Raw genomic sequence first — 2,946 nt, forward strand, 5'->3', positions numbered from 1 at the left:
CCCTGATCTTTTTCTTGCACCCACTTGATCTTTTTCTTACAGCGTTTTAAAAATCAGGTGCGTTAGCCCTGGCCTGTTTTTTCCATTGCTCCCTATCCAAAACCGGCTATGATAGGAATCCTTTCAACGGAGATTTACATCATGGAAAGAATATTTCGACGCCTAACCTTATTGATTCTTCTGGGCGGATCGATGGCCTATGGTGCACCCCATATTGCGTATACCGACACCGGCAAAGGGCAGGCTTTGGTTTTAATTCATGCATTCCCAACGGATAAGAGCCTCTGGGTGCCGCAGCAATCCCTAGCCAGTCATTTTCGCGTCATCACGCTGGATCTGTGGGGGTTTGGCCAGTCTCAATCCGTCAGTGGCGAAGCGGTAAGTATGGCGGACTATGCCGATGAGGTGGCTTTGCTCCTGCGACGCCTGCGGATTAAAAAGGCCATTTTAGCCGGTGAGTCCATGGGCGGCTATGTTGCATTGGCTTTTATGAAAAAATACCCACTTAAAACGGCCGGTCTGGTTTTATCGGATACGCAGGCGATTGCGGATACACCCCCCATGCAGGAAAAAAGGGAGCAGACAGCGCAGGACATCCTGCAACATGGGAGCAAGGCCTTTGTCGACGGATTTTTGCCTAAGGCTTTGTCAGTGCATGCGTCGGACGCCTTACGGATCTGGCTTAACAATTTATTATCCGCGCAGTCACCTCAGGCAATGGCCTCGGCGTTAAGGGGCATGGCTATCCGTGAAGAGTCCACCTCGCTTTTAGCCGAAACGGATTTACCCATTCTTTTCATCACCGGTGCAGACGATACCTTGATTTCACCGGCGCAAAGCCGGGCCATGCAGGCCATCACTAAAACCAGCCGACTGGTGGTTATTGAAGACGCGGGTCATTTGTCGAATCTTGAGAAGCCCAATGTGTGGAATCAGGCTGTGGTGGATTTTTTTATGCCCCCAGCCAGCCATGAAGGTGATAAAAGATGAATTATAAAGGGCTTTGGTGTAACCTAAGCCCAGGAGAACAGGAGAGGGATTGATGAAAGCGTATACAGTGTATATGCTTCGCTGTGAGAATGGCAGTTTGTATACGGGCTACACCAATAACCTGGCGCGCCGCTATCAGGCCCATCTGGCAGGAAAATGCAAATACACCCGAAGTTTTAAGCCGGTCGAAGTGGCTGCCCATTGGCATGTTTCAGACAAATCAACGGCTTTAAAGCTTGAACGCTTTATCAAGACGCTATCGCGCCAGGAAAAGGAAACCCTGGTGTTATCGCCCAGTCTTTGTCCATTCATGACTAATACCCCGGATGCACGGGAGATTGAGGAAAGCTGATGAATCAAAAAGTGTTTGTAAACCGCATTTTGAATATGAAAAAAATCAAGTACATTGGTCTGGATATGGATCATACCTTGATTCGCTACAACACCAAAAAGCTTGAAACGCTGGTTTACACACTGGTTGTGGAAAAATTAATCAGTCATAACCATTACCCGGAGGCGATTCGTGCCTTTCAGTTTAATTTTGATGATGCCATTCGCGGGTTGGTCATCGACAGCAAAAATGGCAATTTGCTTAAATTAAGCCGCTATGCCGCCATTCGCCAGAGTTATCATGGCACGCGTCCTATCAGCTACGCCGAGCAGCAGGATATTTATCGCAGTATTTATGTGGATTTAAGCGACACCAATTACAAGGCGATTGATACCTCATTCTCGATTGCTTTCGCTGTATTGTACAGTCAACTGATCGATTTCAAGGATGAATACCCGAATCAGCTGCCAAGCTACCATGACATTGCTATGGATGTGCTTAAATACGTCGACATGGCGCACGCCGACGGCAGCCTTAAAAAAGTCATCAGTGAAAACCTTGAAGAGTATGTCATCAAGGAAAAGGAGGTGGTGGAGGGACTTAAGTGGTATATCCGCCATGGGAAAAAGATTTTTGTATTGACCAACTCCGATTATTTTTACACCAAGCTCATGCTGGATTATGCCATTAATCCTTTTCTCGAGGAGGGGAAAGATTGGACCAGTCTGTTTGAGTTTGTGATTACCTTGGCCAATAAACCCCGATTCTTTTACGACAATCTGCGTTTTTTACACATTAACGGCGTCGATGGCAGCATGACCAATTTGAATGGGCCGATTGTGCCGGGTATTTATCAAGGCGGTTGCGCTAATAAATTTACCCATGATCTTCACTTGACCGGCGATGAAATCCTTTACATCGGTGACCATATTTATGGCGATATTGTCCGCTTGAAAAAAGATTGCAACTGGCGTACTGCCCTGGTGGTTGAAGAGTTGGGCGATGAAATCGAAGCGCAGGCTAAAGCCATGCCGACCACCCTAAAAATCGGTGAGGCCATGAATATTAAAAAGGCGCTGGAACAGCACTACGTGGAGCGCTGTACGCGACGTATCGATGAGCACACCAAAGCCTTTGATGACGACATCAATGAGTTACAGAAAAAATTAAACGTCATTGATGCCGAGTTGGCCAAGCTTCTGCAGGAGCAGCATCAATTTTACAATCCCAAATGGGACAGGGTTTTCCGTGCAGGTGCTGAGGAAAGTTATTTTGCCTATCAGGTGGATCGTTTTGCCTGTATCTACATGGCGAAGCTGTCTGATTTACTGGCCCATTCGCCCATCACCTATTTTCGCGCCAATCGCAGACCCCTGGCCCATGATGTTGACTTCATCACAGCAACGCCAACGGCGGATAAGTATCCTCCGCGTTAGGTAAGATGATGGGTCTCATCCGTTCTTTTTTTGCCAACGTGCTGTGCTTTATGCACAGCATCCATCCGCTCTAACCGGCTTGGGGGTGCGCTTTTAAAGGCAGTTGAGCATCATTGTTCAGGGCTAACGCACCTGATTTTTAAAACGCTGTAAGAAAAAGATCAAGTGGGTGCAAGAAAAAGATCAGGG

3 protein-coding genes are annotated in these 2,946 nt (G+C 47.3%); all 3 read left to right on the forward strand.

Annotated elements, in window-relative coordinates; translation table 11 throughout:
• Positions 1-141: 141 nt before the first annotated feature.
• The 3 genes from Lery_RS02980 to Lery_RS02990 are packed head-to-tail and all read left to right on the forward strand — an operon-like array spanning position 142 to position 2,757.
• The gene (locus tag Lery_RS02980) at positions 142-990 is read left to right on the forward strand and encodes an alpha/beta fold hydrolase (protein WP_058525773.1); all 849 of its coding nucleotides are present in this window, start codon (positions 142-144) and stop codon (positions 988-990) included.
• 52 nt (positions 991-1,042) lie between these two features.
• Positions 1,043-1,342 carry a GIY-YIG nuclease family protein gene (locus Lery_RS02985; protein WP_058525774.1) on the forward strand — a complete coding sequence of 100 codons (300 nt, stop codon included), beginning with the start codon at positions 1,043-1,045 and terminating at the stop codon, positions 1,340-1,342.
• Positions 1,342-2,757, forward strand: coding sequence for an HAD-IG family 5'-nucleotidase (locus tag Lery_RS02990; RefSeq protein WP_058525775.1), 1,416 nt, complete (start codon positions 1,342-1,344; stop codon positions 2,755-2,757). Before Lery_RS02985 ends, Lery_RS02990 begins: the two co-directional genes overlap by 1 nt.
• Positions 2,758-2,946: the final 189 nt, after the last annotated feature.

Source organism: Legionella erythra (genome assembly GCF_001467615.1).
GTDB lineage: Bacteria > Pseudomonadota > Gammaproteobacteria > Legionellales > Legionellaceae > Legionella_C > Legionella_C erythra.

Excerpts from the sequence above, each read along its gene's own strand:
- Lery_RS02985 (WP_058525774.1), top strand. The coding sequence starts at position 1,043 with ATGAAAGCGTATACAGTGTATATGCTTCGCTGTGAGAATGGCAGTTTG.
- Lery_RS02990 (WP_058525775.1), top strand. The coding sequence starts at position 1,342 with ATGAATCAAAAAGTGTTTGTAAACCGCATTTTGAATATGAAAAAAATC.
- Lery_RS02980 (WP_058525773.1), top strand. The coding sequence starts at position 142 with ATGGAAAGAATATTTCGACGCCTAACCTTATTGATTCTTCTGGGCGGA.